Source organism: Corynebacterium pseudodiphtheriticum (assembly GCF_023509295.1).
Taxonomy (GTDB): Bacteria; Actinomycetota; Actinomycetes; order Mycobacteriales; family Mycobacteriaceae; genus Corynebacterium; species Corynebacterium pseudodiphtheriticum.
Window position 1 is genome coordinate 1,015,315 of record NZ_CP091864.1, and the last position, 24,504, is coordinate 1,039,818.

The following is a 24,504-nucleotide window of genomic DNA, read 5'->3' on the forward strand; positions in this document are numbered from 1 at the left end:
ACAGGCGGTAGTGCTGATGAGTTTTCTTTCTGCTATTTCTGCGATCTCCGGTGGTTTGTGGCGGCAAAAAACCTTCGATATCGCTGCGCCCGCCCCGGATGCCGCTCTGGAGGATTTGCCGGCGCTTGCGGTCGATATGGAAACCACAGGAATTAAACCTGCCCGGGACACGATGCTGTCGATCGGCTGGGTACCACTGAATGGGCGAAGCATTGATTTATCGGGTGCGGGCTATGTGGTGGTTGCTGGCGGGGAGGTGGGGGAGTCGGCCACCATCCATGGCCTTACCGACGACGAAATTGCATTGGGGGTTAAGCCGGAAGAAGCGATGGAGCAGTTGTTGGAAGCTTTGCATGGGCGCGTGCTGTTGGCTCATTTTGCTGCACTCGAAACGGGCTTTGTGCACAAGCATTGTCGGCAGCTGTACGACGGTGCGGTCCCGGACCTTACGGTCGTCGACACGTTTAGTTTGGAACGGCGGCACATGGAACGTATGGCCACCTACCCGCGTGGTGAGGACCTACGCCTGCCACGGATCCGGGAGCGCTACCAATTACCGCATTACAACAGTCATAACGCGTTGAGTGATGCACTGGCGTGCGCCGAGGTCTATCTTGCGATTACCGCGGCGAGCCGCGTGCACACATTAAAAGATATTAGAGAGTAGGCCTTGTGGGGCAGGCCTTGTACAGTAGATGACATGCGTTTTGGACGAATTGCTCACCCAGAGGGTATGGCTTTCGTCGTCATTGAAGGCGACGACGAGCTGGTAGCCCGCGAAATTTCTTCTACCCCGTTCACGGAGCCAGAGTTCACTGGCAAGGAATGGAAATTGGACGATGTAAAACTATTGGCGCCGATGCTGCCGTCGAAGATTGTGGCGCTTGGGCGAAATTATGCTGACCACGTCGCAGAAGTGTTTAAGGAATCAGCAGAATCCTTGCCACCAACACTGTTTTTGAAGCCTCCCACAGCTATTACTGGACCTGGTGCGCCTATCAAGATTCCAGATTTCGCCACTCGCGTTGAATTCGAAGGCGAACTGGCTTTGGTGATTTCTCGCCCGTGCAAAAATTTGAAGGCCGAGCAGTGGAAAGACGTCACTCTAGGGTTCACCATCATTAACGACGTTTCTTCGCGAGATTTGCAATTCTCTGATGGCCAGTGGGCGCGCGCTAAAGGCATTGACACCTTCGCTCCGTTGGGGCCATGGATTGAGACGGATATCGATAAATTCGATCTATCGGATCACCCGATCAAGGCCTACCTCACCCACGAGGGCGAAACTAATATTAAGCAAGATTCTTCCACCGGACAGATGATTAATACTGTCGGCCAAATCTTGGAAAAGATCACTGCTTCGATGACCCTGCTACCGGGTGATGTGGTGTGTACTGGTTCACCAGCTGGTACGGAAGAAATGGTGCCAGGCGACTTCATCGAAATTGAAATCCCTGGTCTGGGCAAGCTAGGCAATCCAGTAGAACGCGCTTAGCCCGGAGAAGCTGTTTAAGAGTCACTAAGAGTTAAAAGCCGGGCCACTCGGACGGATAAGTCCGGCGGCCTTATAACCCCAGCGAGCGCAGGATTGTCTGCAGCTTCGCTGTGGTTTCTGCCAATTCTTGTTCTGGATCAGAATCTGCGACAATGCCGCCACCCGCCCAGGTGCGGCCCTGTCGACCCCAAATCTCGGCGCAGCGGATGGCCACCAAATATTCCCCATCGCCGGTGCTATCGCACCAGCCAACTGCGCCAGCGTAAAACCCGCGGGCGGATTCCGCGGTGTGGATTAAGTGATCGGCCGCGGCCGTCGGTGTGCCACAAATAGCGGGGGTGGGGTGGATGCGCGCTGCCAAGTCCAATGCACTTAATTGCGGTTGTTTTAATTGCCCACTGATTGGGGTTGCCAAGTGCCACATCTCGTTGGTTTTGATTAACTGTGGCTTCGCCGGAATGCTCAGCTGCTCGCACAGTGGAGACAACGCAGCACGCAAATGCTCGACCACGAAACCGTGCTCGTGCAGATCTTTCGTCGAATTTTGCAGGTGAAAACGTGCGTTTTCATCTTCTACCGGATCGGCTGACCGTGCAGCAGAACCAGCCATGGGGATGGCGCTGACGGTAGAGCCCTGGCGTTTTACCAGCACCTCCGGCGAAGAACCAACCAGCATGTGGCCTTCGCGTCCAGCAGGCGACAGGTCGGCGATGAAGCCGTCGCGATGCGCGGAGTTATCAATCAAACGGGCAGCAACCAGCCGTGGGTCGACGTCGGCAAGAAATTCGAAGTCTACCGCACGGGCTAGCACCACCTTTTCCAAACGAGACGAGACAATGGTGTCGATGGCGGCTTCCACCCGCCGCAAATGCTCTTGTGGTTCCGGATCCACCGAGCTGATTCGTGCTTGTAGCTCGCCCTGTCGATAAAACGCTGGCGGTTCCAGTGGGCCGTCTTCCCGAATAATTGATTCCGGCACCGTCAGTGCAGCGCGGTCATTCGGGTTAAAGGGTAGTGCACCGACGATCATCTCGTGTTTGCCGTCGGCAAGCGCCTGGATGGCTTGATCGATGTCGGTGTAGGTGTCCACGCAGCCTTGGGTGCGCACAGATCCGTGTGCTCGAGAGAGCAAAAAATCCGGTGCGGTGGCAGGACGGGACGATTGCATAACTGTCGATAATACCGCCCCTACGAAGTGGTGCGATAACTGGGCTACCATGGCTGCTATGAGTGATGTACGTGTACGATTTTGCCCTTCGCCCACCGGAACCCCGCATGTCGGATTGGTGCGCACAGCCCTGTTTAACTGGGCCTACGCCCGGCATACCGGTGGCAAACTGATTTTCCGCATTGAAGATACCGATGCTAAGCGCGATTCGGAAGAGTCCTACCAGGCGATTATCGACGGCCTGGATTGGCTGGGGCTGGCCTGGGATGAAGGCGTTAATGTTGGTGGGCCGCACGAGCCGTACCGGCAATCGCAGCGCAAAGACATCTATGCCAAGGTTTTGAACAAGCTGATCGAAGCCGGCGAAGTGTACCCAGCATATTCGACCGCAGACGAGGTGGAACAGCGCCATCGAGCGGCTGGCCGTGACCCGAAGCTGGGATACGACAACTATGACCGTGACTTGAGTGAGGACCAGATCGCTGAGTTTGAGGCCGAGGGTCGTAAGCCGGTGTGGCGTTTGCGTATGCCGGACCAGGATTGGGCCTGGACCGACCTGGTGCGCGGCGAGGTGGAATTCAAAGCTGCGACGCAGCCGGATTTTGTTGTGGCCCGTTCCAACGGTGAGCCGTTGTACACCTTGGTGAATCCTGTCGACGATGCCCTGATGGGAATTACTCACGTACTGCGTGGAGAAGACCTCCTCTCATCCACCCCGCGCCAGTTGGCGCTTTACGGCGCCTTGCAACGTATTGGCGTCGCCGAAGCCACTCCGGAATTTGGCCACCTGCCATTCGTGATGGGCGAGGGAAACAAGAAGTTGTCGAAGCGGGATCCACAATCGGATTTGTTTAACCACCGCAGCAACGGCATCATCCCGGAAGGCATGCTCAATTACCTGGCTCTGCTTGGCTGGTCCCTATCCAGCGATCAAGACATCTTCAGTGTTGACGAGCTGATCGCGGCTTTCGATGTGAAGGATGTGCTGGGTAATCCGGCGCGTTTTGATCAGAAAAAGCTCGAAGCAATCAACGCGGATCAGATCCGCTTGTTGGACACCGCCGAGTTCACCCGGCGTCTACGGGAGTTCCTGAGCGAATACACGGATTTCCCCGCGGATTACCCAGAGGAGAAATTCGCAGTCGCTGCTGATCTGGTGCAGACGCGCATCAAAGTACTTTCCGACGCTTACGGGCTGTTGAAGTTTTTGGTTACCGCCGATGCTGATCTGGAACTGGATGAGAAATCGGCGCGCAAGAACTTGAAGGAAGACGCCATCCAGCCTTTGGATGAGGCAATTGCTGCTCTTGCGGTAGTGGCCGATGAGGAGTGGAAGACGGAGAAGCTGGAAGCGGTATTGTCTAAGGCTTTGATTGAGGATCTTGGGCTGAAACCGCGGAAGGCTTATGGGGCGTTGCGCGTGGCCGTTTCTGGAGCAGCGGTATCTCCTCCGCTCTTTGAATCCATGGAACTTTTGGGCAAGGAATCTACGTTGACCCGGCTGCGTGCTGCTCGTGCGCAAACCCCGTGGGAGCAGAAGGCCGAATAAGACTGGTGGAATAAGCCTGGTGGATTTGCCGGCAGCCGGTAGATTGTCTGCTGAATCTACCGGTATACACACCCTAAAAGGTCGTAAAAAGTGCCTATATACTGCTGATTTGGTGGAATATTAGATGGATGGTTATAGTATATAACCGTTGCACAGAGCGACGCGGAAGACAATAAAATACAATCAATACAATGCGAACAGCGTTAATTGATATCTTCCGTAAGTTTTTGCGGCAATGGCCTATGGTGTAATTGGCAACACAGCGGTTTCTGGTACCGTCGTTCTAGGTTCGAGTCCTGGTAGGCCAGCAGTGAGACTGCTGTGTAGTTTCACTTGTTCTAGCCCCGTTCGTCTAGAGGCCTAGGACGCCGGCCTCTCACGCCGGTAACACGGGTTCGAATCCCGTACGGGGTACAATCAACGCGCAGATTGATCTGAAAAGATCTCCTGCGCGTTTTCTGCATCCCACGTACGCTGGGGGCTTATGGGTACAAAGCAACAGTTGGAAAAGCCATGGTTCAAAGTGCAAGGGCTCCTCGATGAGATTGCAGAAGCCAAGGGATGGAATGATCTGAGCTCCCAAGCGAAAAAGCTGGTCCTAGGGACCATCGGTTATATCGTCGTAGAAAAAGCTTTTACGTGGCATCACGTGTATCACACACCGGAAAAACGCCTGCGTGGGAACAGAAAAGCCTGGTTTGCGGTCACAGGTTTAGTTGATGTGCTGGGCCCTGTCGCTTTCTTCTTGTTTGGCCGGAAAGGCAAGAACAAAAGATAGGTGTTAAGCATGGGGGAGCTAGCGTAGTGGAGCGAAGCCGTGCAGTTCGGGTGCTCGAGCAGCGCACTGGGGTACTGAAGCCGTGCAATGAAACGATCGATGCTAAATTTACGATGCATATATGTGACTAGAGTGGTTCTGGTGGCAGATGGCCGAATCGCGTGATACTGCAGAAAGATCGTTGAGGGGTTCTATGAAGATCCGTAAAGTACTCGCTGCTGCAGCTGCAGCAGTAGTGGGAGTAACCGGCGCAATGGCGCATGCGCCTGTGGCGGAAGCACAGCAGCGTAATGTCGTTCTGTTCGGTGATTCTCTGCTGGCCAATCCACCACATAAATTTGTGGATTTCGTGAACCCTGGTTTTACCACGGGCGTTACGCTTGCAGAACACAGCAGCTGCCCGAAGGGCGTTGACCGTGTCGGGGTGGAGCTGGAACGTCGGCATGGTGCACGGGTCTCGGATTTCTCGTGTTCTGGCGCTGCTACCTATGGCACTTTGAATAATCACAGTCCGTTGGCGATGCAGGTTGATCAGGCGTTGCACTCTCAGCAACTCAACCCGCACACCACCAACGTGCACATGCAAATCGGGCTGAACGACAACTTCAAGGGTTTTGGTATCTACGCCCACCAGAAGCAGGCATACCGCGATTACGTCGGGCACCAGATTGACCGTATCCGCCAGGCCGCACCGAATGCGCGCATCCAGATTCTGGGATACCCGGAGATGATTGGCGCGCATGATTTTGTGTGTCCGGTTCATTTCAACCAGGTGGATCTCAACTTCCCGTTCGCCCCATTGGGTAACTCGCTGCGCGCAGTGGCGGACTGGCAGAGGACGGTAGCGGCAGATAAGAACGTCGAATACTTCGATTTGGCGCGTGCCACGCACGGCCATGGCCAGTGCGCTCCGAAGGCACAGCGTTGGGTTTCTGGTTTCTTGGACAACCAGTCAGACCCGTACAACATGACCTTCCACTACACCCATGAAGGCAACCGCCACATCGCCGATATCATCGCCGGTACCTGGTAAAGCGAAAGCGGGTGTTAGTTCCCGGAGCCATTGGCGTAGGCGCAATCGTCCCAGTACAAACTGCTGTTAATACGCGCTTGCGTGCCGACGTGCGAGACCCCGTCGTTACGGCGCTCTACTCTTTTCTTATCGGCACCACCACGCTGTTGCCAGTCGCGTGGTTGCTGACTGGCCAGCCGCTACCGGATTTCGCTTTGCTTGCCGACGCCCCGCTGTGGTTGTTTTTGGGCGGTCCGCTAGGGGTGGCGTTTATCGTCGGCAATATTTTGTTATTCCCGCAGATCGGCAGTGTGCATACCGTCATCATGCCAATCGTTGGTCAGATGTTGATGGGCTTGCTTGTCGATCACTTTGGCCTGTTTGGCTATGATGTGTTGCCGATTTCCCCGTTGCGCCTGTTCGGAGCGCTCATTGTTCTGGTTGCTACCGCGGTGGTGCTTGATATCGGCCGTGGTCGCCTGTGGGAGGGGAGGGCACAAGGCGTGGCTGCTTGGGCCTGGCGCGGGTTTGGCATCGCGATCGGCATGGGGTCTGCTACGCAAACTGCCGTTAATGGGCGTTTGGGGGCGGTTATTGGGGCACCAATTCACGCCGGTTTGCTGTCACTTGCGGTTGGTGTTGCGGTGTTGTTTATTCTCAGCCTTGTGTTGCCTGGTCGCTCTCGGGTTTTCCGCCCGATTCCGGTAGGGCCGTGGTGGAAATGGCTCGGCGGTGTTCTGGGCGCGTTTTTCGTTGTCGGGGGAGCGTTGTTTGCCCCAATTTTGGGTACCGGGTTGATGGTGATTGCGGCGTTGTCAGGAACTATTACGGCAGGCCAGCTTTTGGAATCACGCGGTTGGATTGGGGCGACAAAGCGCCCGCTGACCGTTCGCCGGGTCAGTGGGCTGGTGGGGATTTTCCTCGGTGTTGTACTGGTGCGGATGGTGTAGCCGGGGTAGGGAAGTTTAGACCTTTTCGATCACCGCTGCCAGGCCTTGGCCGCCTCCGATACACATGGTGATCAACCCGCGCTGTGCGTTGGTGCGGTGCATGTAGTGGGCAGCAGTGACCATCATGCGAGCTCCGGTGGCGCCAACCGGGTGCCCTAGAGAGATACCAGAACCAGAAGGGTTTAAACGCGGATCGTCGGCGTCGATGCCCCATTCATGTAGACACGCTAGAGCTTGTGCGGCGAAAGCTTCGTTGAGTTCAATCAGGTCGATATCGTCAAAGCTGAGCTGCAGGCGTTGAAACAGCTTGTCGACGGCGGCCACAGGGCCAATACCCATCGTTTCCGGGGCTACCCCGGCCACGGCCCAGCCGACAAGTTTGACGGCGGGGGTTAGGCCTAGCTTTTCGGCATTTTCCTCGGTGGTTACGATCATCGCGGCGGCGCCATCGTTTTGGCCGGAGGCATTGCCCGCGGTTACTGTGGCGTCGTCGTCCAGTTTGGAACGGACCGCACGCAGCTTTTGCATGGAGTCCATGCTGGTTTCTGGACGGATGTGTTCATCCTTGTCGACGATGATGTCGTCGCTTTTCCGCTGTGGAATACGTACTGGCACGATTTCTGCGTCGAAGAATCCTTGTTGTTGTGCATTCGCGGCACGCTGGTGGGAGCTGACAGCAAGCTTGTCTTGTTTGTCTCGTGGAATGGAGAATTCTCGGCGTAGGTTTTCTGCGGTTTCAATCATTCCGCCCGGAATCGGGTGGTTTTTACCGCCAGCTTGTTCGCGGCCTTGTGTGAGTCGATCGTGCAGTTCCATCGCCCCGCCTTTGACTCCCCAGCGGATTGATCCGTCTACTGCGTATTCCGTTTGGGACATGGATTCTGCGCCGCCGGCGATGATGAGATCAGCCGCGCCAGCAGCGATATGTGCCGCGGCGGTAGTAATTGCTTGCAGTCCGGAACCACATCGCCGATCCAATTGCATGCCGGGCACGCGTTCGCCTAATCCAGAATTAAGGGCGACAATGCGGCCTAATGCTGGTGCCGCGCTGCTGGGGGAGGCTTGCCCAAGAATCAGATCATCTATTGCTGCGGGGTCCAGCCCAGAATCTTTCATGACTGCCGTTACGACGGTGCTGGCGAGATCTTCTGCAGATACGTTTTTCAGAGCGCCACCGTAACGACCCACTGGTGTGCGTTTAGGGTGGCAGATGACGATGGTGGGAAGCGCCTGGTCAGCGCGGTGTGGGGTAGCCATTGAAGGCTCCTTTCTCATCAGAAGTTTCTCAATAGAAGCTAGTGGGTTTCACAGTCGTGGGACGCTGGTAGGTCTGGCGAGTTGTCTTCGCTGAGGGCGTATTGGATTTTTCGTGCTCTGATGGTGATTCGGTTTTTGTGTATCCTCGGTTGGCACAATCGATCCTTATAGGTTGATTAATGATAAATGGTTCGTCTATACGTACCCGAGTAATCGGAGGAAGTAGTAGCAAATGTCCATTCCATATCGCGTACAAAACCCGGCCACGAACGAGGTTGTCGAATCATTTGATACGGCGACAGACCAGGAAATCCAGGATGTTTTGAGCAAGGCTCATGAGGCATTCCAGACTTGGCGCAACACCAGTTTCGCAGAGCGCGCCAAGATTGTTAACAAGGCCGCGGATTTGCTGCGTGAGCGTAAAACCGAGCTAGCAAAGATCGCTGCAGAAGAAATGGGTAAACAGATCCCAGAGCTGGAAGGCGAGGTTGAGTTCTCCGCTAATATTCTGGCGTTTTACGCGGATCGTGCAGAAGAGTACTCCGCTGATATGCCAATTGAGGTTCCTGGCGGTAAGGCAGTGATGCGTCGTCTGCCACTCGGTGTTCTGCTGGGCATCATGCCGTGGAACTACCCGTACTACCAGGTTGCTCGCTTTGCTGGCCCGAACTTGATGAACGGCAATGGCATTATTTTGAAGCACGCCGAGATCTGCCCGAAGTCCTCGGCAGCTTTTGAGAAGATCTTCCTCGAGGCTGGTCTACCAGAAGGCGTTTTCAATAACGTTTATGCTAATCACGACCAGATCTCCACGATCATCGCTGATAAGCGCATTCAGGGCGTTTCCTTGACTGGTTCCGAGCGCGCAGGTGCCGCGGTTGCTTCACAAGCAGGTAAAGCACTGAAGAAGTGCGTGCTTGAGTTGGGCGGTACTGACCCATACATCGTGCTGGATACGAACGATGTCAAGGACGCAGCGAAGGTCGCTTGGGACAAGCGCATCGATAACACTGGTCAGGCGTGCACCTCGAACAAGCGCATCATCGTCATGGATGATATCTACGACGAGTTCGTGGACGAGATGGTGCGTATCGCAAAATCCTACAAGCCTGGTGATCCACTCAACCCGAACGAGGGCGAGTTCTACCCACTGTCTTCCCGTGATGCTGCGGAGAAGCTTAACGACCAGGTACAGCGTGCGGTACAGGAAGGCGCCACGCTGCACACCGGCGGCGAATTGCACGAGTCCGCTGCGTACTACAGCCCGGCTGTGCTGACCGACGTACCAGTTGGTTCCGAGTCCTACTACGACGAATTCTTCGGCCCAGTTGCTGAGATCTACTCGGTGAGCTCGGAAGAAGAAGCCATCGAGCTGGCTAACAACTCGAACTATGGTTTGGGCGGCGCAGTCTTCTCGGAAGACAAAGAACGTGCCAAGAAGGTTGCCGACAAGATCGAGTCCGGCATGATCCACGTCAACCTGCCACAGGCCATGACGCCAGTGCTGCCATTTGGTGGTGTGAAGAACTCCGGCTTCGGTCGTGAGCTTTCCGTGCTGGCGCTTGATGAGTTCGTGAACAAGCAGTCGTTCTACGTCAACGACTAAGAAGCGAACGACTAAGAAGTGCTTGGCACAAGCACACAAGTGACTGACTAACAAGTCTCTTGTTTCCCCACCCGCGGTCCGTTTATTCGGGCCGCGGGTGGAAGTTTTTCATCTCTTCGTAGGCGGCTAAGGCTTGGCGACGAGATGCTTTTAGATCTACCACCGGCTGCGGATATATCGGAGTCGCGTACTCCGGAACCCAGTGCTGGATATAACGGTAATCGGGGTCGAAACGCTTGGCCTGAGTATCAGGGTTGAAAATCCGGAAATATGGTGCAGCGTCATCGCCACAACCTGCAGCCCACTGCCAGTTGAATGGATTCGATGCTGGGTCAGCATCGACCAGGGTGTCCCAGAACCACGCTTCGCCGTGGCGCCAGTGTATGCCGAGGTTTTTCGTCAAAAAACTGGCCACCACCATGCGCACCCGGTTATGCATGGTGCCGGTTGCCCATAATTCGCGTATCCCGGCATCTACTACCGCAACGCCCGTTTTTCCCGCCCGCCATGCCGAAAACACGCTGCGAAAATCGTCGGCTGTGGCGATCTCTGGAATGTCTTTCTCGGTTTCTGGCCAACGCGGATCCCGGCGCGTGCTCGCTATGCGTCGGGCTTCATTTTCGTCCCAGTGCCAATCGAAATGGTCGAACTGTTCCCGCACGTTGCGTCGGTGCAGATCCGGTAAGTGGTAGAGCCGGTGCCAGGCGAAATCGCGCCACAATAATTCACTCAGGAATGCAGACGCGTCCTCACCAGCAATGCGCCCAGTATCATTCGCTTCGGTGATCATTGCCCACAGGCGGTGGATGCTGATTTCGCCAAAGCGTAAATACGGTGAGAGTCGGGAAGTCGCCTGCTTATCCAAACGGTCACGATCAGCAGCATAGTGTGGCGCTTGTTTCCGCGCAGCCGCAGTTAATTGGTCCAGAAACCCTTCGGCGACCTTCCAGGCTGAGTTTTCTCCAGGGCTCCAGTGTTGGGCTAAGGAATACGTCCAGTCGGCTTCGTCCCAATCAGGTAGCGGGTGTGCGGACGCCAAATCTGCCCCGGGGCCTGCGAGCCCAATTGGGCCTAGTTCATCATGACTTGTTGGCGAAGGGGCTTGATCATTGCCAGTGTTGAGGTAGCTGGCAACATTATCTTCTGCAACTTCGCGGGCGGTTTTCGCAAATGGGGTGTAGACCTTATATTGCTTGCCTTGTTGTGTCTGCACTTCCCACGGCTCGGTTAATAAGTGTCCGGGAAAACTTTTCGCAGCCACGCCTTTTTCTTGCAGTAGGTGCTTAAGCTCTGCATCCAGTTCGCGCAAAGGCTTGTGATAGCGCCGTGACCAGCCCACTGCGGATACCGCGAACTCCTCGACGACGGCAGGAATGATCGCACGCGGATCGCCCTGGTAATACAGCAGCGGAACACCGTGGGCAGCCAAACGCTTGTGCAGCTGGTGCACGCTGCGTTGCCACCACCAACGCGTGGCTGCGCCTAGTGCCCGGGCTCCTGTTACAGTCGCATCTTCATCGATAACAACGGCAATTACTGGGCCTTGCTTCGCAGCCCAAACGAGCGCCGCGTTATCGTGCAACCGGAGGTCATCCCGAAACCACATCAGTGCTGGCTGTGGAGTGTCTTTTTCACTTGGCATGCGTGCAACACCTAATCTTCAACCATTGCAAATCTATAATTGTGCGCTGAGTTCCCGTGCGGTTTGTTGGATAATGCCTGCGTAGCACTCGCTAGGGCTGGGGTGCATGCGTTCGATTGGTCCGGAAATGGACAGTACTGCGACCACAGTATTGGCGCCATCATGTACTGGTGCGGAGATGCTGGCTAAGCCTGGTTCGCGTTCACCGATGGATTCTGACCAGCCACGTTCGACGGCATCGGTGACGTCGGCAAGTGTGTAGGAAGCGGTGTGTAGAATCCGGTCGCGTTCGACAGTGTCGGTGATGGCGGCAAGCAGGACTCGGGCGGCTGAACCTGAATTCAAAGTCAGTGTTGAACCTACCGGCACCACGTTGTGCAGGCCGGAAGCTGGTTCGCAGGCGGCGATACAGATGCGCTCGTCGCCGCGGCGCTGGTAAAGCTGCACGGATTCGCCAGTTGATTCCATCAGTTTTTCCATAAATGGGGTAGCTGTGGCCACCAGTTTGTCCTGGGATCCGGGAAGTTCCGGGCCCGCACCCCAGCGGCCGTCGGCCCGGCGCGCCAAAATCCGGTGCATTTCCAGTGCGCTGGCCAGACGGTGTGCGGTAGCACGAGGAATGCCGGTATCAGCGCACAGTTCGGAGAGGTTCATGGGGGTTGTCGCGGTGGCTTTCATAATCGCAATCGCGCGATCGAGCACCTTGATTCCCGAGATTTCACTATACCGTCCCATACCGTGATACTATCTTCCTAACATGTGGGAGAACAAGTGAGGTGGAAACCATGACAGAAAAACTCACTCTGGCTGAAAAAGTATGGCGCGATCACGTTGTCGTTCAAGGAGAAGACGGCAAACCAGACCTGATTTATATCGACTTTCAGCTGCTACACGAGGTTACTAGCCCGCAGGCCTTTGACGGACTGCGGATGAATGGCCGAACCATGCGGCACCCGGAGCTGCATTTGGCTACGGAGGATCATAACGTCCCGACCGAAGGCATTACCAAAGGTAACCTGCTGGAGATTAAAGAAGAAACCTCCCGCACGCAGGTGGGCACACTGCGCAAAAACTGCGAAGAATTCGGTATCCGTCTGCATTCCATGGGGGATAAGCAGCAGGGCATTGTCCATACTGTCGGTCCGCAGCTCGGGATCACGCAGCCAGGCATGACTATCGTCTGTGGTGATTCGCACACTTCTACCCACGGAGCATTCGGTTCGATTGCGATGGGTATTGGTACCTCTGAGGTAGAGCATGTCATGGCCACGCAGACTTTATCGCTGAAGCCTTTCAAAACCATGGCCATTGAGGTCAGCGGCGAACTGCAGCCAGACGTAACGGCTAAGGACCTAATCCTGGCGATCATCGCGAAGATCGGCACCGGCGGCGGGCAAGGCCACATCATTGAATATCGTGGCGAGGCTATCGAGAAGCTTTCGATGGAAGCGCGCATGACCATCTGCAATATGTCCATCGAGGCCGGTGCGCGTGCAGGCATGGTCGCGCCGGATGAAAAGACCTTTGAATACGTGCGTGGGCGCGAATTCGCCCCAGAAAACTTCGACGAAGCTGTCGCATATTGGAAGACCTTGCCGACGGATGAGGGTGCTGAGTTCGACACTGTTGTGGAGATCGACGGCTCTGCGCTGCGTCCATTCGTCACCTGGGGAACCAACCCTGGTCAAGGCTTGCCACTAGACGCGGTGGTGCCGAACCCGGAAGACTGCACCGACGACAGCGACCGCGCTGCTACAGAAAAAGCCCTGGCTTACATGGATCTGCAACCAGGTACCCCGCTGCGTGATATCAAGATTGACACCGTTTTCTTGGGCTCCTGCACCAACGCGCGCATCGAAGACCTGCGAGCTGCCGCCGAGGTTGTTCGCGGACACAAGTTGGCCGCGGACACCCGCATGATGGTGGTGCCGTCCTCGGCGTGGGTGAAACAGCAAGCCGAAGAAGAAGGTTTGGACAAAATCTTTATCGACTTTGGTGCGGAATGGCGCACCGCGGGTTGTTCGATGTGCCTGGGGATGAACCCGGATCAACTGCGCCCAGGCGAGCGTTCGGCGTCGACGTCAAACCGCAACTTCGAAGGTCGTCAAGGCCCCGGCGGACGCACCCACTTGGTCTCGCCAGCCGTAGCCGCTGCTACCGCAATCAAAGGCACCCTGGCCAGCCCGGCAGATCTGTAAAAGCTAGCTAGGACAAAGAGGAGCACAACCCATGGAAAAGTTCACCACACACACCGGCGTTGGTGTGCCACTGCCGTATTCCAACGTTGATACCGATCAGATCATTCCCGCGGTCTACCTCAAGCGCGTCTCGCGCACGGGGTTTGAGGACGGTCTGTTTGCCAACTGGCGTAAAAACGATGACTTCGTGCTCAACCGCGAAGAGTTCCGTAATGGATCCGTGCTGTTCGTCGGCCCGGATTTCGGCACCGGATCCTCTCGTGAACACGCGGTCTGGGCGCTGGGAGATTACGGCTTCCGCGCAGTCTTTTCGCCCCGATTCGCCGATATTTTCCGCGGTAATGCCGGTAAGGCCGGCCTGTTGGCGGGCATTATGGAACAGTCCGATATCGAGCTCATTTGGAAGCAGCTGGAAGCAGAACCAGGCACTGAGGCGACGGTCGACTTGGAATCGCGTTCCGTGAACGTCGGCGGGAATGTCTATCCGTTTGAAATCGACGATTACACGGCCTGGCGCTTGCGAGAAGGCTTGGATGATATCGGGCTGACATTAAAAAATGACGACGCGATTAGTGATTTCGAATCGCGCCGTCCAAACTTCAAGCCACAGGTTCGTAGCTAGCGCACTGGCAGTGGCGAGGCCAGATAGTCGGCACCGACGAGCTTGCCTTCGCGCAGCGCGAGCACCCAGGTGCCGGCTTTTTTAAATTCCCGCGGTTCGATGTCAAAGTCGGCCTCAGCCGCTAGCGTCTCGATGATCTCCGGCATCATCCCGCCTTGTGAGACGATGACCGGGACCCCACCGCCGGTAGCAATCTCCCGGAATCGCGCGGTTGCCGCAGCAAGATCATCCAGTCCGGCATCCCCCACAATCTGCTCGGTGGTGACCGGCAGGCTTAGTGCGTCGGACAATGGGGCAATGGTGGATTGGCAGCGCGCGGGTTCTGCGGAATACAGCGCGGTCGGCTTGTACGCACTCAGCATGGGCACCAGAAATTCTGCTTGCCGACGCCCTTTTTTATGCAGCGGGCGCAGATTGTCGTCACCGCTCCAGGTTTTGCGGTCATGTGCTTTGGCGTGGCGCACATACAGTACGCGCGTGTCGACGGCGTCGTCATGCCGGATGGCTGCTTGTTCCAAGACCCGCCGGTCGGTGTCGTAGGTGAGTTTCTCGTGCGCCTCGTCTACGCTGAGCCAGCGCAGTTTGTTGACTTCCTCATTTTTCTGGAATTTTCCGCCGGTGATATTCGCGTTCCAGTAAAAAACCACCTTCGTGCGTCCTTGCACGGGGTAGTTGACTGATCCCAGTAGTGAGCCGAGCTGGACTTGATAACCGGTTTCCTCGGCGATTTCGCGCACGCAGCAGCTGGCCAGTGATTCGCCAGGGTCAACCTTGCCTTTCGCCAGTGACCAGTCGTCGTACCGCGGGCGGTGAATCACCGCGACTTCCCAGGCACCATTTTCACCGCGGCGCCACAGCACGGCACCAGCTGCCAGCGTCGGCTTAGGGTAGTCGGCACCTGGATTTTTCCCGATTTGGTGATAACGGGCGGAGAGGTTAAATCCGCTTTGGTTATCTTTATCGGCTTCGCTCATCTGGGATTTTTTCACCATGCTGTCTATTTTTCCGAAAATCACCGCATTTTGCATAACCAGCTCACGTCCACCCGGTAGGCTGGTGGGGATGTATTTCAAGGAGGCGCAATGAGGGTCGCGGTCATGGGAGCTGGTTCGTGGGGTACCACGCTGGCAAAAGTTTTCGCCGATGCCGGAAATAACGTCTGCTTGTGGGCGCGGCGGCAAGAGCTGGCAGAAACCATTAGCAACACCCGGGAAAACCCGGATTATTTGCCGGGCATTACGCTTCCCGACGCCCTGGAAGTCACCACGGATATCGCGGCTGCACTGGGCGGTGCGGAAATCGTGGTGTGTGGCGTGCCCTCGCAAACTCTGCGCGATAATATCGGCGCCTGGGCGCCGCTGATTCCCAGCGATGCCACGGTGCTGTCGATTTCGAAGGGCATTGAGCGCGGCACGTTGAAGCGCATGACGGAAGTCATCGTGGAAGCCGGTATCGAACAAGACCGCGTCGCTGTTTTATCGGGGCCGAATCTGGCGCGCGAGGTTGCTTTGGAACAGCCCGCGGCTACCGTGATCGCGTGCGTGGATGAAAACCGCGCGAAGCTGGTGCAGGCCGCGGTGGCGAATCACTATATCCGCCCGTATACCAATACCGATGTCATCGGCTGTGAGCTCGGTGGGGCCTGTAAAAACGTCATCGCGCTGGCCTGCGGCATGGCCACCGGGTTGAGTCTGGGGGAAAATACCCAGGCCACGCTGATCACCCGCGGGTTGGCAGAAATTACCCGCTTGGGCAACGCCCTGGGCGCCGACGAGCGCACCTTCGCGGGCCTGGCCGGTTTGGGTGATCTGGTGGCTACGTGTAACTCGGAGCTGTCCCGCAACCGTACCTTCGGTAAGCGGCTAGGTTTGGGAGATAGCTTGGCGCAGGCGAAAGCCGCAACGAAAGGCCAGGTGGCGGAAGGCGTGATTTCGTCGAATTCGATTTTCCAGCTCGCGCAGGACCATAACGTCGATATGCCGCTGACCCAGGCGGTGTATTCGGTGTGCCATAAGGATCTGGCCGTATCCGACATGATGGTTTCGCTGATGGGGCGGTCGAAAAAGTCCGAGTAGACCGGGATAAGCCGCAGAAACGCGATGTGCCGGTGGTAGCATGACGCGCATGACAAACAAGACGCGCGTGGCAGTATTTTATGGTGGCCGGAGCACCGAGCATTCGGTTTCTTGCGTATCCGCTTCGGCGGTCATGGCTCACTTGGACCGGGACCGTTATGAGGTCATTCCTGTCGGCATCACTAAAGACGGTGTGTTCACGGTAGGCGAGCAGGGCTTAAAAATTGTCGATGGCCAGTTGCCGGAAGTTACGCTGCGCGACGAGCTTGCATTATCGCTGAACCCGCAGCGTCGGGTGCTGCACAATCTCACCACCGGTAAAGTGCATGCAGAGTTCGATGTGGTTTTTCCTGTCCTCCATGGCCCGTTCGGCGAGGACGGCACCATCCAGGGCATGCTGGAATTAGCCGATATTCCGTATGTGGGCACCGGTGTGTTGTCTTCGGCGGCGAGCATGGACAAGGAGTACACGAAAAAGCTGCTGGTTGCCGAGCAGTTGCCGGTCACACCTGAGGCAGTCGTTGGGGCAGGCGAAGTGCTTGCCGACGACGACAAGCAGCGCTTGGGCCTGCCGGTGTTTGTGAAACCGGCCCGCGGTGGCTCCTCGATTGGGGTTTCCAAGGTCACTGATTGGAAAGATTTCCCGGCGGCTCTGGATGCCGCGCGCGATGCGGATGTGGCGGGCAAAGCGATCGTGGAAACCGAGATCGTTGGTGACGAGGTTGAGGTCGGCGTTTTGCAGTACCCAGACGGTCGCATCGTGGCATCGGTGCCGGCGAAGCTGAACAATATTGCTGCCAGCGAAGAGGGCTTTTACGGTTTTGAAACTAAGTATCTTGCCGACGTTGTCACCCCGACCATTCCGGCCCCGTATGACGATGAGGTTACCGGCCAGCTGCAGGACATGGCGCAGGCCGCATTCCGGGCACTTGATTGCCAGGGACTGGCACGGGTGGATTTCTTCGTTACCGCATCCGGCCCGGTGATCAACGAGATCAACACCATGCCAGGTTTTACGCCGATTTCGATGTACCCGCAGGTATTCCAGGCCAGCGGTGTTGCCTACCCGGAGCTGCTGGATACCATGATCCAGACGGCGCTGTCGCGCTAGCGACCCAAACCACGCTGGCGCGCTAGCAGCCAGCTAGGTCGGCCCGGCGCGCTAACCGGCATTGGGGGCGGCCGCAGTGTGTTGTTTCAGCAGCTCAGTGATGCGTGAGAGTGATTCTTGCGCAGCCGCCTGCGGCGTCGATACCGCTACCGCAACTTCCCGGCCCAACGGGTACCAGGTGGAGGCAGTAGTGCCGTCGGCAAGCACGGTGTCTTCAAACCACGGCACCTCGTTGATTTGCTGCAAACGCTCGCCGAGAGGAACGTCGGGGTCGGCGATGCCGCAGCGCAGCACGATCGGCTCGTAGCCCGGGTGCGTCCAGGCGATGGTGTCTTTGGCGGTGCCGTCGTACAGTTCGTAGCCTTCCGCCGGGGTGAAACCATCTTGCGCGGCGCTGATCAGTGACTGGCAGGCAGCCAGGTCTTCCGGCGTGCCGGAGGCGAGTTCAGACAACGGCGCCGGGTGCGGTTGGTGCTTGCGAAGTTCTAAGGCCTCTGTTGCCCCAGTCAATTGCGCGATGGCTTTGTGGGCCTCGCGGGTGGTTGCCGCCGCGCTATCCGGCGCCTTAGCATTTCCGCCAGCGCCATCGTCTGCACCGTCGTCACCTGCACCGTCATTTCCGGCAGTGCCATTACCCGCACGGTCAACGGTGACCGCGACCGTCGGAAAGCGGTTGGTGGAATACCAGGTGGTTAATGTTGAACCTGGGGTTTGGTCTTGTACCTCGAGCCATTCGGTTGCTGTATTACCGTCACTAGAGCTGTCGCTTGCGTTATCACTAGAGCTAGCGCCGTCGGCTGCAACCACCTGCGTGTGTGAATATTCGCTGTATTGGAACGGAGTGTCCACGCCACACCGCAGGCTTACTTGGTCGCGGTAGTTTCCGCCAGCACCAGAACTTCCGGCGGCCCAGGCGGCCACACCGGCGGGGGCTGGCTCAGCGATTTCTGCGCGTGGGAGGTCAGCGACTTCGTCGGGAAGCGAGTCGATAAGCTGTTGGCATTCGGCAGAATCTGCGTGTTCGGCGGGCAAATCCGATAGTGTCACCGTCGGGGCACCACCACCAATGATGCGCGCACCCGCTAATACCACCGCGACCAGGCCTAGTGATAAGCCCAGCGAGGTGTAAATGGGGGCGCGGCCGATGCCTTCCACCGGGTCGGTAGCTGCCAGCTCGTTGTCTGGTGAAGCGCCATCTGCGCTATCTGCATTGTTGGTGGGATCTGCAGTCATAATCGAAAGTCTAACGAACAGCATCGAATGAAAGGCTATGAGTGAGCGATAAGCCAACCCAGCCAGCCCAGCCAACCCAGTCAACTCGCCGTACCCTCGGCGAAGTCAGCGAGCGTGAGGTCATCCAGGCTATTACCGATGCTGCGCCGTCAGTGATTAACGGCGACGATGCCGCGGTGCTATTTCCGGGCCAACCCAACTCGCGCACGGTAGTCGCCACCGACACCTTGGTGGAAGACCGACATTTCCGTCTGGATTGGTCTAGCCCGGAAGAGGTGGGGCAGAAAGCCATCCTGCAAAATTTCGCCGATATTGAGGCCATGGGTGCGCGCCCGACTGCGGCGTTGTTGTCGCTGTCTGCCCCGCCGGAGACCCCGCTGGAGGTCGTGCGGGGTATTGCTGCAGGCATTGGCACCCGGGCCCGCCGGTACACTGCTGAGTTGGTCGGTGGTGATGTCACCAAGTCGAACCAGCTCATCGTCACGATTACCGCTGTGGGTTCGTTGGGCGGTTCCCGTAGCCCGCTGACTTTGGACCGGGCGCGCGCCGGGCAGCAGCTGGTTGCCCATGGTCGTCTGGGGTGGTCGGCCGCCGGGCTGGCGTTGCTGGAGCGCTTTGGCCGGGCGGATATTCCCCGCGAGCTGACTTCGCTTGTCGACGCCCACTGCGCGCCGTGGCTCAGCCCCAACCGTGGGATGATCGCCCGTGCCGCTGGGGCTTCGGCGATGACGGATAACTCGGATGGGTTGCTCCGCGAACTGCAGTTGTTGTGCCAGCGTTCTGGGGTAGGCATCGATCTGGACTCTGCCGCGCTCACCCCGGATGACTTGCTCGTCCACGCTGGCGAGGTGCTCGGCATTGACCCCTGGGATTGGGTACTCGGTGGGGGCGAAGACCATACTCTGCTTGCAACCACCGCGAAATCCGCGCCGTCTGGCTTCCGGCGCATCGGTGATATCACCGCCGGGACGAAATCCGCGCAGCACAATGTCTGTATGGATGCCACACCAATCCAACTCAGCGCAGCCAACCAAGGATGGGAGTCTTTCCAATGACCGATACTGAACTTGCAGCTAACCACGACAGCACGGGTAACCAAGCAGGCGCAAATAACCTAGAAACCGCAAATAACCAAGCAGCCGCCGAGCTTGCCCAGAAACTCTCCGCTTGGCCCGGCCTGCTCAATCGCGTCGACAAGTCCTGGTACCCAGTACTGGCCACCGTGAGCGACGAGATCGTCGCCGCCATGAGCTATGCCAGCCAAGGCGACTACCTGCCAGCAGAAGACGACGTCTTCCGTGCGCTGTCTCTACCGTTGGACAAGGTCCGTGTGCTTATCGTCGGCCAAGACCCCTACCCAACACCCGGCCACGCCATGGGACTGTCGTTTTCCACCCACCCGGCAGCCACCGGAGCCCCGCCGCGCTCACTGGCGAATATTTACCAAGAACTCGCCGCCGATACCGGGCATGCTGTTACCGCCGACGGCGACCTACGCCCCTGGCACGAGCAAGGCGTGCTGCTACTCAACCGGGTGCTTACCGTCACGCCGGGCCAAGCGGGCTCACACCGCAAGCAAGGTTGGGAGGCCGTGACTGAAGCCATCTTGCGTGCCCTACCGGCAGAAAACTTGGTGGCCATTCTGTGGGGCAAACAAGCCCAGGAATGCGAGAAATTCCTCGACTGCCCAGTGATTACCAGCCCACACCCGTCACCACTTTCGGCACGCCGCGGCTTTTTCGGCTCCCGTCCGTTTAGCCGCGCCAACCAGTACCTGACAGACCAAGGCTGCCAGCCAATTGATTGGCAATTATAAGATTGTAAGCTAGAACATCATGTCTTTGCGCCCAGATACTCTTGCCGACGCCACCGCACCTGCCACCCGCCTCGACGGGGCAGGTCTGCGTCGTTGGGCGCAGCGCGCAGCTACAGAGCTGCAGCGTCGGCGCAGCGAAATCAATGGGCTGAATGTGTACCCGGTACCGGATTCCGATACCGGCTCGAATATGTCGTTCACCATGGATTCGGCTCTGGCCCAAGCCAGCGAAACCCCAGATAACCACGTTGCTACTGCACTAGCCATGGGCGCTGCGCGCGGAGCACGCGGCAACTCCGGGGTGATCCTGTCGCAAGTACTACGCGGCATTGCCGATTCTTGCCCGGATAGCTGCCTGGAGGCCCCACAGTTGCGCTCCGCACTGCACAGCGCGGTGGAATTATCAGAAAAAGCCATCGCCTCCCCAGTAGAAGGCACCATCATCAGCGTGTTGCGCGCTTGCGCACAGGCCGCGGAGCACGCGGCAGCGACCGAAACTACAGAAACAGACCTACTCACCACCGCCTGCGACGCACTGCACGCCGGTGAACAAGCACTCGCCGCCACTCCGTCGCAGCTGCCAGAACTTCGCGAAGCCGGCGTCGTCGATGCCGGGGGAGTCGGCCTACTAGTGCTGCTGCAAACGCTGGTGGACGAACTCGAAGGCCGCACAGAACCACACGCCAGTGCGCTGGCCACCGATACCTTCGTCTCGCACGCCGACCAGAACCGCAGCCACCACCTGGAAGTGATGTTCTTTTTCACCGGCGACGTCGACCAGCTCGAAGCTGGCATCGCACCACTGGGCGATAGCCTGATCATCGCTCGCGTCAACGACACCGAGGCCACCGTGCACATTCACAGTCACCGCGCCGGGGCAGTGATTGAAGAAAGCCTGGCGCATGGCCGCCCGAGTGATATTCGCCTGGAGGTGCTGCCAGATGCTCAGGCCGATGCCCAGGCAGATAACCTGTCGGCTGCATCAGCACACGGCGACGGCGCTCATCGAGAAGACGGAACCGGGGCCACAGGTAATGCCATGGACACTGCCACTGACGATGACGATGGCACGGCTGCTCGCACTAAACCTCGCACCAAACCGCAGACTAAACCTCGCACTAAACGCCGCACTGAGCACCGACAGTTAGTGGCCTTGGTGGACGATTCCAAAATCGCGGAACTATTCGCGCAAGCCGGTGCGCACGTGGCAGCGCCGCAGGAATTCGTAGAACAATACCGTGGTGTACTGGGCTCTGCTAAGACAACTGCCACCAATACCTCGCACACGGGCGCAGCTACCGCAACCGCGCCCGTAAACCTGTCGGAATTGACTGTGCTCAGCAACGGCTACACCAACGCCCAGCAGCATCAACGCTGGCGTTCCCAGGGCGCCGAGGTCATCGAGACCGCCTCACTGTGCGCGGGCATTGCCGCGATTTCGGTGTACGACAAAACCCTGCCCGCAGCCGAAGCCACCGAAACCATGTGTGAGGCCGCTCATGCCATGCGTACAGCAATAATCGAAAACCCAACCGAGTTCGGTGATCAGCTCGGCCCCGAAGTACTACGAGTGGCATCCAACCTGGTCGGTGACGACATCGAACAAATCACCATACTGACCCCGTTTCCGGCCGCTATTGACGCCGAGGCACTGGCCAAGCTGGGCGTAGAAGTCATCGTATTTGCCACGGAAACAGGGCCAATTGAACTAGGGGTGGAATGACGTGCTGGGCTGGCGTGATGACCGGGACCTTGCCGACGTCGTCGGTGAGAAAGAAGCCAAGGCAATTGCCAAGGCCCTGGAGATCAACACGTGCGGCGAGTTAATCACGTATTTCCCCCGCGCTTTCTCGCGCCGCGATGACATCATCACGGATGAGGATCTTAATTCTGCCGACCCGATTACTTTTATCTCGACGGTGGTGAAAGCAGACAAGATTGATACGGGTAAAAAACGCACCGAGATTACTCTCAGCAACGGTGTGACCTTGGTGTTTTTCCACCACCAGGTTTTTGGGGTGTGGAAAGGTGCGACGATCATGGTCACCGGTAAGGTGCGGGTTTTTCAGAAGCATCTGACTGTTACGCACCCGCAATGCTTGGTGTTTAGCAATTCTTCTACAGGCCCTGATGCTAAGCCGAAGAAAACTTTCAGCAGTGGGGCGATGAAAAAGCTGGAGCGCTATGAGGGGCTGACTACCTATCTTGCGGCCCAGCCTTTCATTCCGATTTACCGGCAAAAAGGTGGGCTGGAATCTGCGCGGATTTTAGGCGCGATTTATGAATCTTTGCGCACGATGCCGCTGTTGCCAGATCCTGCCAATGGCGGTATGACGCTGAATGAGGCGTTGTGGGATCTGCATTTTCCGCCTTTTCTTGGTAATGGGCCGGCTGTGGAAAAACTGAAGGACAAGGAAGCGCTCACCCTCGCGTTGGTGATGGCGCTGCGCCGGTTGGATGCGCAAAAAGCTAGTGCCAACCCCTTGCCGCCGGGGGATAAATATCGCCAGCTTGTCGACGGTTTGCCCTACCAGCTCACCGAAGACCAGGAATCGGCGTTATCTGAGATCAGCGGGGAAATGCAGCGTAATTTCCCGATGTCGCGAATGCTGCAGGGCGAGGTCGGCTCCGGCAAAACGGTGGTCGCCCTCGCGGCGATGTTGCAGGCGGCGGAGAATGATAAGCAGGCCGCGTTATTGGCCCCTACGGAGGTCTTGGCGACGCAGCACGCCCGCAGCATCACCGCTACCTTGCGCACAGCCGGGGTAGAGGCAAACGTCGTGTTGTTGACTGGTTCCATGCCGGTGAAAGCCAAGCGTGAGGCGTTGCTGCAGATTATTTCTGGCCAGGCGGATATTGTCATCGGCACGCATGCTTTGTTGGAAGATACGGTGGAGTTTTGCGAGCTCAGTTTGGTGATTGTTGACGAGCAGCACCGATTTGGTGTGGAGCAGCGCGATAAGCTGCGCGCCAAGACTTCTCCGGTGGCGCACCTGTTGGTGATGACGGCAACGCCAATTCCGCGCACGATTGCGATGACGGTGTTTGGTGATCTGGCGGAATCAACGATCAAGCAGCTCCCGCGTGGGCGTCAGCCGATTAGTTCTTCGGTGGTGCAGCATGAGCAGCAGGGATGGACCGATCGCATGTGGCACCGGCTGGAAGAAGAACTCGCGGCCGGGCGCCAGGCGTATGTGGTCACCCCACGCATTGATGGTGCGGGTGGGGTGATTGAGCTCGCCCTGAAGCTGGGTGCGGAGATCCCTCCGGTGGCTATGCCGAATTCCGCCCCGGAAGACCTGGCAGAGAGGGATCCGTGTGCCCGTTATGGCGAGGACGAACGCCCGCTGCCGCAGGACAGTTTGTTTGCTGCTTTCGAACCACCCAAGCGTGAGGTGCTGGACGATGTACCCACGGAGATTACAGGCGCGCGCATTGGTGTGTTGTTCGGCCGCATGAGCGGGCCGGATAAAGAAGAGGTGATGCAGAAGTTCGCGGCTGGTGAGATCAACGTGTTGATTTCCACCACCGTCATTGAGGTGGGGGTGGATGTGCCGAATGCCACGATGATGATCGTGCGCGAATCGGAGCGTTTTGGTCTTTCGCAGTTACACCAATTGCGTGGCCGTATTGGCCGTGGTACTCAGCCTTCGGTGTGTTTGTTCCACACTTTGGCTCCGGAGGGCCACCCGGCGAATGCCCGCTTGCAGCAGGTGGCGGGTACTAATGATGGTTTCGCTGTCGCCCAGATTGATCTTGCGCACCGCAGGGAAGGCAACGTGTTGGGTACTGAGCAGTCTGGGGTGCATTCGCAGTTGAGGTTGTTGGATGTGCAGAATGATTCCGCGCTGATTGAGCAGGCGAAGGTGCAAGCCGCAAGCATCATCGAACACGATGTGGCGATGGCGCGCGCGATGGTTGCAGGCATTGACGATGATGGCTACGAGTATTTGTCTAAGACCTAGCTAGGCTAGCGCGGTTTGCCAGGTTTT

21 protein-coding genes and 2 tRNA genes are annotated in these 24,504 nt (G+C 57.5%); 17 read left to right on the forward strand and 6 right to left on the reverse strand.

Going from position 1 to position 24,504, the window contains the following annotated elements; genetic code table 11:
* The first annotated feature begins 16 nt into the window (after nucleotides 1-16).
* Both L9H78_RS04545 and L9H78_RS04550 read left to right on the forward strand, forming a co-directional pair.
* Entirely contained in the window at nucleotides 17-667 is a 651-nt protein-coding gene (locus L9H78_RS04545; protein WP_430622750.1) for a 3'-5' exonuclease, read from the forward strand.
* A gap of 33 nt (nucleotides 668-700) precedes the next feature.
* Nucleotides 701-1,495, forward strand: a complete 795-nt coding sequence (locus tag L9H78_RS04550; RefSeq protein WP_021352342.1) for a fumarylacetoacetate hydrolase family protein — start codon at nucleotides 701-703, stop codon at nucleotides 1,493-1,495.
* A gap of 70 nt (nucleotides 1,496-1,565) precedes the next feature.
* On the opposite strand, the gene L9H78_RS04555 is transcribed toward L9H78_RS04550, so the two are convergent.
* A complete protein-coding gene (locus L9H78_RS04555) occupies nucleotides 1,566-2,663 on the reverse strand; it encodes an isochorismate synthase (protein WP_249620615.1) in 1,098 nt (365 codons plus the stop codon).
* 49 nt (nucleotides 2,664-2,712) lie between these two features.
* Between L9H78_RS04555 and gltX the strand changes: the two genes are divergently transcribed.
* The 6 genes from gltX to L9H78_RS04585 all read left to right on the forward strand — a co-directional run bounded on the left by gltX (nucleotide 2,713) and on the right by L9H78_RS04585 (nucleotide 6,952).
* Nucleotides 2,713-4,212: a glutamate--tRNA ligase gene (gene gltX, locus L9H78_RS04560; RefSeq protein ID WP_249620736.1), complete on the forward strand. Its 1,500-nt coding sequence runs from the start codon at nucleotides 2,713-2,715 to the stop codon at nucleotides 4,210-4,212.
* Between the two features lie 236 nt (nucleotides 4,213-4,448).
* A tRNA-Gln gene (locus L9H78_RS04565) sits at nucleotides 4,449-4,520 on the forward strand.
* A gap of 33 nt (nucleotides 4,521-4,553) precedes the next feature.
* Nucleotides 4,554-4,626: transfer RNA gene (locus L9H78_RS04570), tRNA-Glu, on the forward strand.
* Between the two features lie 70 nt (nucleotides 4,627-4,696).
* The gene (locus L9H78_RS04575; RefSeq protein ID WP_249620616.1) at nucleotides 4,697-4,990 is read left to right on the forward strand and encodes a hypothetical protein; all 294 of its coding nucleotides are present in this window, start codon (nucleotides 4,697-4,699) and stop codon (nucleotides 4,988-4,990) included.
* A 193-nt stretch (nucleotides 4,991-5,183) separates the two neighbouring features.
* Complete coding sequence (locus L9H78_RS04580; RefSeq protein WP_249620617.1) at nucleotides 5,184-6,023, forward strand: GDSL-type esterase/lipase family protein; 840 nt, start codon at nucleotides 5,184-5,186, stop codon at nucleotides 6,021-6,023.
* 11 nt (nucleotides 6,024-6,034) lie between these two features.
* On the forward strand, nucleotides 6,035-6,952 hold the full coding sequence (locus L9H78_RS04585) for a DMT family transporter (RefSeq protein WP_249618658.1): 918 nt from the start codon (nucleotides 6,035-6,037) through the stop codon (nucleotides 6,950-6,952).
* A 15-nt stretch (nucleotides 6,953-6,967) separates the two neighbouring features.
* On the opposite strand, the gene L9H78_RS04590 is transcribed toward L9H78_RS04585, so the two are convergent.
* Complete coding sequence (locus L9H78_RS04590) at nucleotides 6,968-8,209, reverse strand: acetyl-CoA C-acetyltransferase (protein WP_249620618.1); 1,242 nt, start codon at nucleotides 8,207-8,209, stop codon at nucleotides 6,968-6,970.
* Nucleotides 8,210-8,441: 232 nt separating this feature from the next.
* Here L9H78_RS04590 and L9H78_RS04595 point away from each other — a divergent pair, with 232 nt between their 5' ends.
* Nucleotides 8,442-9,815 (forward strand): NAD-dependent succinate-semialdehyde dehydrogenase, encoded by a 1,374-nt coding sequence (locus tag L9H78_RS04595; RefSeq protein ID WP_249620619.1) that lies wholly within the window; start codon nucleotides 8,442-8,444, stop codon nucleotides 9,813-9,815.
* Nucleotides 9,816-9,897: 82 nt separating this feature from the next.
* On the opposite strand, the gene L9H78_RS04600 is transcribed toward L9H78_RS04595, so the two are convergent.
* Entirely contained in the window at nucleotides 9,898-11,457 is a 1,560-nt protein-coding gene (locus tag L9H78_RS04600; protein WP_249620620.1) for a cryptochrome/photolyase family protein, read from the reverse strand.
* 33 nt (nucleotides 11,458-11,490) lie between these two features.
* Nucleotides 11,491-12,192 carry an IclR family transcriptional regulator gene (locus tag L9H78_RS04605; protein ID WP_249620621.1) on the reverse strand — a complete coding sequence of 234 codons (702 nt, stop codon included), beginning with the start codon at nucleotides 12,190-12,192 and terminating at the stop codon, nucleotides 11,491-11,493.
* A 50-nt stretch (nucleotides 12,193-12,242) separates the two neighbouring features.
* On the opposite strand from L9H78_RS04605, the gene leuC reads away from it, so the two are divergent.
* Both leuC and leuD read left to right on the forward strand, forming a co-directional pair.
* Nucleotides 12,243-13,655: a 3-isopropylmalate dehydratase large subunit gene (leuC, locus tag L9H78_RS04610; protein WP_249618663.1), complete on the forward strand. Its 1,413-nt coding sequence runs from the start codon at nucleotides 12,243-12,245 to the stop codon at nucleotides 13,653-13,655.
* Nucleotides 13,656-13,686: 31 nt separating this feature from the next.
* Nucleotides 13,687-14,277 (forward strand): 3-isopropylmalate dehydratase small subunit, encoded by a 591-nt coding sequence (gene leuD / locus L9H78_RS04615; protein WP_249620622.1) that lies wholly within the window; start codon nucleotides 13,687-13,689, stop codon nucleotides 14,275-14,277.
* On the opposite strand, the gene L9H78_RS04620 is transcribed toward leuD, so the two are convergent.
* Nucleotides 14,274-15,269: an NUDIX hydrolase gene (locus L9H78_RS04620; protein ID WP_249620623.1), complete on the reverse strand. Its 996-nt coding sequence runs from the start codon at nucleotides 15,267-15,269 to the stop codon at nucleotides 14,274-14,276. The genes leuD and L9H78_RS04620 overlap by 4 nt on opposite strands.
* A 90-nt stretch (nucleotides 15,270-15,359) precedes the next feature.
* On the opposite strand from L9H78_RS04620, the gene L9H78_RS04625 reads away from it, so the two are divergent.
* The gene (locus L9H78_RS04625) at nucleotides 15,360-16,352 is read left to right on the forward strand and encodes an NAD(P)H-dependent glycerol-3-phosphate dehydrogenase (RefSeq protein ID WP_249606469.1); all 993 of its coding nucleotides are present in this window, start codon (nucleotides 15,360-15,362) and stop codon (nucleotides 16,350-16,352) included.
* A gap of 49 nt (nucleotides 16,353-16,401) precedes the next feature.
* Entirely contained in the window at nucleotides 16,402-17,463 is a 1,062-nt protein-coding gene (locus L9H78_RS04630) for a D-alanine--D-alanine ligase family protein (protein ID WP_249620624.1), read from the forward strand.
* Between the two features lie 51 nt (nucleotides 17,464-17,514).
* Here the strand turns inward: L9H78_RS04630 and L9H78_RS04635 are convergent, their stop codons facing one another.
* A complete protein-coding gene (locus L9H78_RS04635) occupies nucleotides 17,515-18,696 on the reverse strand; it encodes a DUF3515 domain-containing protein (protein WP_249620625.1) in 1,182 nt (393 codons plus the stop codon).
* A gap of 41 nt (nucleotides 18,697-18,737) precedes the next feature.
* Here L9H78_RS04635 and L9H78_RS04640 point away from each other — a divergent pair, with 41 nt between their 5' ends.
* Genes L9H78_RS04640 through L9H78_RS04655 form a run of 4 tightly spaced genes read left to right on the forward strand, consistent with a single transcriptional unit; the run spans nucleotide 18,738 to nucleotide 24,477 of the window.
* Complete coding sequence (locus L9H78_RS04640; protein WP_249620626.1) at nucleotides 18,738-19,751, forward strand: thiamine-phosphate kinase; 1,014 nt, start codon at nucleotides 18,738-18,740, stop codon at nucleotides 19,749-19,751.
* Nucleotides 19,748-20,512, forward strand: coding sequence for a uracil-DNA glycosylase (locus tag L9H78_RS04645; RefSeq protein ID WP_249620627.1), 765 nt, complete (start codon nucleotides 19,748-19,750; stop codon nucleotides 20,510-20,512). The genes L9H78_RS04640 and L9H78_RS04645 overlap by 4 nt, the downstream gene beginning before the upstream one ends.
* Before the next feature lie 19 nt (nucleotides 20,513-20,531).
* The gene (locus L9H78_RS04650; protein ID WP_249620628.1) at nucleotides 20,532-22,235 is read left to right on the forward strand and encodes a DAK2 domain-containing protein; all 1,704 of its coding nucleotides are present in this window, start codon (nucleotides 20,532-20,534) and stop codon (nucleotides 22,233-22,235) included.
* Between the two features lies 1 nt (nucleotide 22,236).
* Nucleotides 22,237-24,477: an ATP-dependent DNA helicase RecG gene (locus tag L9H78_RS04655; RefSeq protein ID WP_249620629.1), complete on the forward strand. Its 2,241-nt coding sequence runs from the start codon at nucleotides 22,237-22,239 to the stop codon at nucleotides 24,475-24,477.
* Nucleotides 24,478-24,504: the final 27 nt, after the last annotated feature.

Coding starts and splice junctions, on each gene's coding strand:
- L9H78_RS04620 (WP_249620623.1), bottom strand. CDS start 15,269: ATGGTGAAAAAATCCCAGATGAGCGAAGCCGATAAAGATAACCAAAGC.
- L9H78_RS04590 (WP_249620618.1), bottom strand. CDS start 8,209: ATGGCTACCCCACACCGCGCTGACCAGGCGCTTCCCACCATCGTCATC.
- leuD (WP_249620622.1), top strand. CDS start 13,687: ATGGAAAAGTTCACCACACACACCGGCGTTGGTGTGCCACTGCCGTAT.
- L9H78_RS04595 (WP_249620619.1), top strand. CDS start 8,442: ATGTCCATTCCATATCGCGTACAAAACCCGGCCACGAACGAGGTTGTC.
- L9H78_RS04555 (WP_249620615.1), bottom strand. CDS start 2,663: ATGCAATCGTCCCGTCCTGCCACCGCACCGGATTTTTTGCTCTCTCGA.
- gltX (WP_249620736.1), top strand. CDS start 2,713: ATGGCTGCTATGAGTGATGTACGTGTACGATTTTGCCCTTCGCCCACC.
- L9H78_RS04635 (WP_249620625.1), bottom strand. CDS start 18,696: ATGACTGCAGATCCCACCAACAATGCAGATAGCGCAGATGGCGCTTCA.
- L9H78_RS04545 (WP_430622750.1), top strand. CDS start 17: ATGAGTTTTCTTTCTGCTATTTCTGCGATCTCCGGTGGTTTGTGGCGG.
- L9H78_RS04605 (WP_249620621.1), bottom strand. CDS start 12,192: ATGGGACGGTATAGTGAAATCTCGGGAATCAAGGTGCTCGATCGCGCG.
- L9H78_RS04600 (WP_249620620.1), bottom strand. CDS start 11,457: ATGCCAAGTGAAAAAGACACTCCACAGCCAGCACTGATGTGGTTTCGG.
- L9H78_RS04650 (WP_249620628.1), top strand. CDS start 20,532: ATGTCTTTGCGCCCAGATACTCTTGCCGACGCCACCGCACCTGCCACC.
- L9H78_RS04575 (WP_249620616.1), top strand. CDS start 4,697: ATGGGTACAAAGCAACAGTTGGAAAAGCCATGGTTCAAAGTGCAAGGG.
- L9H78_RS04630 (WP_249620624.1), top strand. CDS start 16,402: ATGACAAACAAGACGCGCGTGGCAGTATTTTATGGTGGCCGGAGCACC.
- L9H78_RS04580 (WP_249620617.1), top strand. CDS start 5,184: ATGAAGATCCGTAAAGTACTCGCTGCTGCAGCTGCAGCAGTAGTGGGA.
- leuC (WP_249618663.1), top strand. CDS start 12,243: ATGACAGAAAAACTCACTCTGGCTGAAAAAGTATGGCGCGATCACGTT.
- L9H78_RS04645 (WP_249620627.1), top strand. CDS start 19,748: ATGACCGATACTGAACTTGCAGCTAACCACGACAGCACGGGTAACCAA.
- L9H78_RS04550 (WP_021352342.1), top strand. CDS start 701: ATGCGTTTTGGACGAATTGCTCACCCAGAGGGTATGGCTTTCGTCGTC.
- L9H78_RS04625 (WP_249606469.1), top strand. CDS start 15,360: ATGAGGGTCGCGGTCATGGGAGCTGGTTCGTGGGGTACCACGCTGGCA.